The organism is Agromyces sp. P1_H4, from assembly GCF_056405255.1.
In genome coordinates this window covers 1-5,713 of the sequence record NZ_JBFUCL010000248.1, presented here as the reverse complement: position 1 = coordinate 5,713, position 5,713 = coordinate 1, and the positions used below count along the sequence as shown (strand labels likewise).

Genomic DNA, 5,713 nt, shown 5'->3' with positions numbered 1-5,713 from the left:
CCGGGGGCCCGGCGAGCAGGATGTGATCGGGCGTGCGCTGCTGCAGGGTGGCCGCGGTCAGGAGGAGCTGGAGCTGGCCCCGCACGCGCGTCTGGCCCACGAACTCGGCGAGGCTCCGGGGACGCAGGGCGCCCTCGAAGGCGAGCTCGGCCTCGGACGCGAGGATCGGGTCGGTGAGGTCGACCCCGACGAGGTCGCCGTCGTCGACGCCGTTCGCGGTCACCGCGCCCGCCCCGCGTGCTGCGCCGGGCCGAGCCGAGCGAGGGTGAGCCGGAGCACGGACGGGACGGAGCCGGCCTCGGCCTCGGATGCCGTGGCCATCGTCTCGTCGACCGCCTCGGCGGCGACCCGCTCGGACCAGCCGAGCCCGGTCAGCGCGGCGAGCACGCTCTCGGCGACCCCGCCGGTCACGACGGGCGCCGCGGTGGGGCCGGAGGGCCGCGCCACGAGCTTGCCGGCGAGGGAGAGGGTGATGAGCTTCGCCGTCTTCGGGCCGATGCCGCTGACCTTGCGGAAGACGGCGTCGTCGTCGCCCTGCACGGCCGCGGCCACCTGGTCGGGCGAGAGGGCGGAGAGCACGCCGAGGGCCGACTTCGGGCCGACGCCCGTGACACCGAGCAGCAACTCGAACACGTCGAGCTCGTCGCGGGAGGCGAACCCGAAGAGGGTCAGCGCGTCCTCCCGCACCACGAGGCTCGTGTGCACCGAGGCCTCATGCCCCTCGCGGCAGGCGAGGGCGAACGCGGGCGTCGTGTTGACGTGGAATCCGACCCCGCCGACCTCGATCACGATCGAACTGCCTGCCGCCGTCAGGACGGGGCCGCGGAGAGAGGAGATCACTCCTTCACCCTACGGGCCGCCCCCGACACCGCAGCGGAACGCTCGGCGGCGATCCACGCCCGCTGGGCCGGAGTGAGCGTGGTGCCCGGAACGGGCGGCGCGGCGGCGTCGAGCACGGCCGCGCCCGCCACTCCCCCGGTGCGCCAGGCGTGGCAGATCGCGAGGGCCAGCGCGTCCGCGGCATCCGCCGGCTTCGGGACCTCCTCGAGTCCGAGGATGCGGGCCACCATGGCGCCGACCTGCGCCTTGTCGGCACGGCCGTAGCCCGTGATGGCGGCCTTGACCTCGCTCGGCGTGTGCAGCGCCACCGGCAGCGCCCGCCGGGCCGCGATCAGCATCGCCACGCCGGAGATCTGCGCGGTGCCCATGATGGTCGACACGTCGCTGCGTGCGAACACGCGCTCGAGCGCGACGGCCTGCGGCCGGTGCTCCTCGAGGATCGCCTCGAGGCCGTCGGCGATGCGGGCGAGGCGCCTCGGCGTGTCGAGGTCGGCCGGCGAACGCAGCACGATCACGTCGACGAGTCGTGCGGTGCGATTGGGCTCGACGTCGACCACGCCCACGCCGCAGCGCGTGAGCCCCGGGTCGATGCCCAGCACGCGCACGGCGATCGGCCTAGTCCTCGGCTTCGAGCTCGGCCTGCACCTCGGCCGAGAGGTCGAAGTTGCTGTAGATGTTCTGCACGTCGTCGCTGTCCTCCAGCGCGTCGATGAGGCGGAACACCTTGCGCGCCGTGTCGGCGTCGACCTCGACCTTGAGGTTCGGCACGAACGCGGCATCCGCCGAGTCGTAGTCGATGCCGGCCTCCTGCAGGGCGGTACGGGCCGCGACCATGTCGGATGCCTCGGTGATCACCTCGAAGGTGTCGCCCTCGTCGTTGACCTCCTCGGCGCCCGCGTCGAGCACCGCGGCGAGGATGTCGTCTTCGGTGGTCCCCTCGGAGGGGACGACGATGACGCCCTTGCGCGCGAAGTTGTAGGCGACGCTGCCCGGGTCGGCCATGGTGCCGCCGTTGCGGCTCATGAGGGTGCGCACCTCGGCGGCCGCGCGGTTCTTGTTGTCGGTGAGGCACTCGATGAGCAGTGCGACGCCGTTGGGGCCGTAGCCCTCGTACATGATCGTCGTGTACTCGATCGACTCACCGGTGAGCCCGGCACCGCGCTTGATGGCGCGGTCGATGTTGTCGTTGGGCACCGACGTCTTCTTCGCCTTCTGCACGGCGTCGACCAGCGTCGGGTTGCCCGAGAGGTCGGCACCGCCCATCTTGGCTGCGACCTCGATGTTCTTGATGAGCTTGGCGAACGACTTCGCCCGTCGCTGGTCGATGACGGCCTTCTTGTGCTTGGTCGTCGCCCACTTGGAATGCCCGGACATGATGCTCCTGAATCGCTTCGCGGCGGGTGCATCCGCCGACGAACCATTGTATGGCAGCGGCCGGGCGGCAACCGGTCGACGGGCGGATGCCGCGGCGACGGGCTTCAGCCGAGGATCTTGCGGAGCGTGCGGAGGTTGCGGTTCGTCGTGACGGGCTTGTACGTCGCCTTCGACAGCAGCTTGGCGAACGGGGTGTCGACGGTCGTGCCCTTGACCGGGTTCCAGTAGACGACCCCGTCGCCCACGGCGAGGGGGTCGACGTCGGGATCGGCTTGGTCGGCGAAGCCAATGAGCTCGGCGGCGACGGCCGGTTCGGCGGCGAAGATCACCCATGGCTGGCGCTTCGCATCGTCGGCGTCGAAGGGGAACGCCTCGATGGCGCGCTCGAGCTCGGCCCGGGTGATCAGCACGATCCACGCGTCGTAGCCGAACCGGTCGCGCAGACCGTGCTCGATGCGAGACTTCATCGCGGCTCGGGCGTCGCGCGACGGGGCCTCGAAGACGACGTTCCCGCTCGCGAGCACGGTGCGCACGCCGTCGAAGCCGAGCCCGGCGAACAGGTCGCGCAGCTCGGCGGACTTCACGGTCACGCCRCCGACGTTCACGCCTCGCAGCAGGGCGATGTACTGGGTCATGACGCGACCATAGTCCCGGCCGCCGATCCCCGTGTCACCCCGCGGCGGCGACGCGCCGCTCGCGAACCTTGCCGAGGAAGTACTCGTGGAACCGGTACTCCCCCGTGATCTCGGGATGGAAGCTCGTGCCGAGCAGGTTGCCCTGCTCCACCGCGACCACGCGTCCATCCTCGAGCTGCGCGAGCGGCGTCGCCCCGGGGCCGACCGAGTCGACCACGGGCCCGCGGATGAAGACGGCGTGCACCGGCTCGGGGCCGAGCGCCGGGACGTCGAGGTCGGTCTCGAACGACTGGTTCTGCGATCCGAAGGCGTTGCGCCGCACCACCACGTCGAGGCCGCCGAGGCTCTGCTGGCCCGCGATCGCGTCGAGCACTGTGTCGGCGAGCATGATCAGCCCGGCGCACGTGCCGTAGACCGGCATCCCGTCGCCGATCGCGTCCTGCAACGGCTCGGCGAGGCCGAACGAGCGCGAGAGCTTGTCCATGACGCTCGACTCGCCGCCGGGGATGACGAGCCCGTCGATCTCGGCGAGCTCACCCGGCCGGCGCACCAGCGAGACGCGCGCACCGAGCCGCGAGAGCACGTGCGCGTGCTCTCGGAAGTCGCCCTGCAGGGCGAGCACGCCGACGCGAGGTCCGCCGGGGGCCTCCTCCCCCGCGCCGATCGACTCGCTGCGGAGGGTGGTGGTCACCAGCCGCGCTCGGCGAGACGGTGCGGGGCGGCGAGGTCGCCGACGTTGATGCCGACCATGGCCTCGCCGAGGCCGCGCGACACGTCGGCGATCACGGCGGGGTCGTCGTAGAACGTCGTCGCCTTGACGACGGCCGCGGCGCGGGCCTCGGGGTTGCCCGACTTGAAGATGCCGGAGCCGACGAACACGCCGTCGGCGCCGAGCTGCATCATCATGGCCGCGTCGGCCGGGGTGGCGACGCCGCCCGCGGTGAAGAGCACCACGGGGAGCTTGCCGGTCTCGGCGATCTCGGCCACGAGCTCGTACGGCGCCTGGAGGTCCTTGGCCGCGACGTAGAGCTCGTCGCGCGTCATCGACTTCAGCTGGTTGATCTCGGAGGTGATCTTGCGGATGTGCTTGGTCGCCTCGGAGACGTCGCCGGTGCCGGCCTCCCCCTTCGAGCGGATCATGGCCGCACCCTCGTTGATGCGTCGGAGCGCCTCGCCGAGGTTGGTGGCGCCGCAGACGAACGGCGTGTTGAACGCCCACTTGTCGATGTGGTTCACGTAGTCGGCCGGCGAGAGCACCTCGGACTCGTCGATGTAGTCGACGTCGAGCGCCTGGAGCACCTGCGCCTCGACGAAGTGGCCGATGCGGGCCTTCGCCATGACGGGGATCGAGACCTCGGCGATGATCGCCTCGATGAGGTCGGGGTCGCTCATGCGGGCGACCCCGCCCTGGGCACGGATGTCGGCGGGGACGCGCTCGAGCGCCATGACGGCGACGGCGCCGGCATCCTCGGCGATGCGCGCCTGCTCGGGCGTGACGACGTCCATGATGACGCCGCCCTTCAGCATCTCGGCGAGGCCGCGCTTCACGCGGCTGGAGCCGGTCTCGACAGTGCTCATCGGGGGGTCCTTTCGACGGATGACGCGCAATCGCGCAGTTCTGCGGACAGAACGCCCGCTTGACCTAGGCCAAAAGATAGCATGGTCCGGCACGGAGATTCGGAGCACCCATGGATCATGACCTGACCCTCGAGATCACCGGCCGGTCGGCCGCGGACATCGCCGCGAGCRTCCGCGCGCTCATCGAGCGCGGCGGGCTGCAGCCCGGAGATCCGCTGCCCCCCGTGCGCAACCTCGCCGAGAGCCTGGGCGTCAACCGCAACACCGCGGTCGCGGCGTACCGCCAGCTGACCTCGGCCGGCATGGTCGTCACCCGCGGCCGCGGTGGCACGCACGTCGCCGACCGCTCCGCCGTCGCGCAGGAGGGCTTCGCTCCCGACAGCGTGCTCCGCGACGTGGCGACCGGGAATCCCGACCCCGATCTCATCCCCGACCCGTCCCGCGCCCTCGCCGGCATGGCGGGCCGGCCGGTGCTCTACGGCGAGCCCGTGATCGACCCGGGCCTCGAGCAGTGGGCGCACGCGTGGATGCGCGGGGACCTCGCCCCGTCCGACCTCCGGCTCACGATCACGAACGGGGCCGCCGACGCGGTCGAGCGGCTGCTCGCCCAGGCGCTCGTGCGCGACGACGCCGTGGCGCTCGAGGATCCCTGCTTCCTGACCAGCATCCACACCGTGCGTGTCGGAGGGTATCGTGCCGTGCCGGTGCCGGTCGACGACGAGGGCATGACCGTGGCCGGGCTGCGGTCCGCGCTGGAGCAGGGCGTGCGCGCCGTCGTGAGCACGCCCCGGGCGCAGAACCCCACCGGGGCGAGCCTCTCGGAGGCGCGGGCCGCGGAGCTTCGCGAGGTGCTGCGCGAGCACCCGTACGTGCTCGTGATCGAGGACGACCACTTCTCGATGCTGTCGCGAACCCCGTTCCGCTCGCTCATCGGCCCAGATCATCGGCGATGGGCGCTCGTGCGTTCGGTGTCGAAGTTCCTCGGACCCGACATGTGCCTCGCCGTCGCGGCATCCGATCCCGACACGGCCGAACGACTCGCGACGCGCCTCACCCCCGGCACCACGTGGGTGAGCCACCTGCTGCAGCGCCTCGTGCTCTCGCTCGTCACCGACCCCGACGTCACGGCCCGCGTCACGGCCGCCGGCGCGCACTACGCGGCGCGCAACGCGGCGTTCGCCGCGCGGCTCAGCGCGCTCGGCGTCCCGGCCGCAGCCGGCGACGGCCTCAACCTCTGGGTCCCGCTTCCGGTGCCGGCGCGCGACGTCTCCGAGCACCTCATGCGG

The 5,713-nt window shown here is 71.9% G+C and carries 7 protein-coding genes and 1 pseudogene; 1 reads left to right on the top strand and 7 read right to left on the bottom strand.

The annotated features are described in order from the left end of the window. The 7 genes and pseudogenes from AC1DY2_RS14210 to pdxS all read right to left on the bottom strand — a co-directional run. Positions 1 to 166: pseudogene (locus tag AC1DY2_RS14210) on the bottom strand (Holliday junction branch migration DNA helicase RuvB); the annotation flags it as partial. Positions 167 to 219: 53 nt separating this feature from the next. Then, on the bottom strand, positions 220 to 840 hold the full coding sequence (ruvA, locus tag AC1DY2_RS14205; protein WP_476763021.1) for a Holliday junction branch migration protein RuvA: 621 nt from the start codon (positions 838 to 840) through the stop codon (positions 220 to 222). After that, positions 837 to 1,445, bottom strand: a complete 609-nt coding sequence (gene ruvC, locus AC1DY2_RS14200; RefSeq protein ID WP_476763020.1) for a crossover junction endodeoxyribonuclease RuvC — start codon at positions 1,443 to 1,445, stop codon at positions 837 to 839. The genes ruvA and ruvC overlap by 4 nt, the downstream gene beginning before the upstream one ends. A gap of 10 nt (positions 1,446 to 1,455) precedes the next feature. Continuing rightward, on the bottom strand, positions 1,456 to 2,214 hold the full coding sequence (locus AC1DY2_RS14195) for a YebC/PmpR family DNA-binding transcriptional regulator (RefSeq protein WP_159603390.1): 759 nt from the start codon (positions 2,212 to 2,214) through the stop codon (positions 1,456 to 1,458). A 104-nt stretch (positions 2,215 to 2,318) separates the two neighbouring features. Then, positions 2,319 to 2,849 carry a DUF1697 domain-containing protein gene (locus AC1DY2_RS14190; protein ID WP_476763019.1) on the bottom strand — a complete coding sequence of 177 codons (531 nt, stop codon included), beginning with the start codon at positions 2,847 to 2,849 and terminating at the stop codon, positions 2,319 to 2,321. Positions 2,850 to 2,883: 34 nt separating this feature from the next. Further along, positions 2,884 to 3,540 (bottom strand): pyridoxal 5'-phosphate synthase glutaminase subunit PdxT, encoded by a 657-nt coding sequence (gene pdxT, locus AC1DY2_RS14185; protein WP_476763018.1) that lies wholly within the window; start codon positions 3,538 to 3,540, stop codon positions 2,884 to 2,886. Beyond that, positions 3,537 to 4,427 carry a pyridoxal 5'-phosphate synthase lyase subunit PdxS gene (gene pdxS, locus AC1DY2_RS14180; protein ID WP_309978886.1) on the bottom strand — a complete coding sequence of 297 codons (891 nt, stop codon included), beginning with the start codon at positions 4,425 to 4,427 and terminating at the stop codon, positions 3,537 to 3,539. Before pdxS ends, pdxT begins: the two co-directional genes overlap by 4 nt. A 110-nt stretch (positions 4,428 to 4,537) precedes the next feature. On the opposite strand from pdxS, the gene AC1DY2_RS14175 reads away from it, so the two are divergent. Continuing rightward, on the top strand, positions 4,538 to 5,713 hold a 1,176-nt coding region (locus AC1DY2_RS14175), incomplete at its 3' end, for an aminotransferase class I/II-fold pyridoxal phosphate-dependent enzyme (protein WP_476763017.1).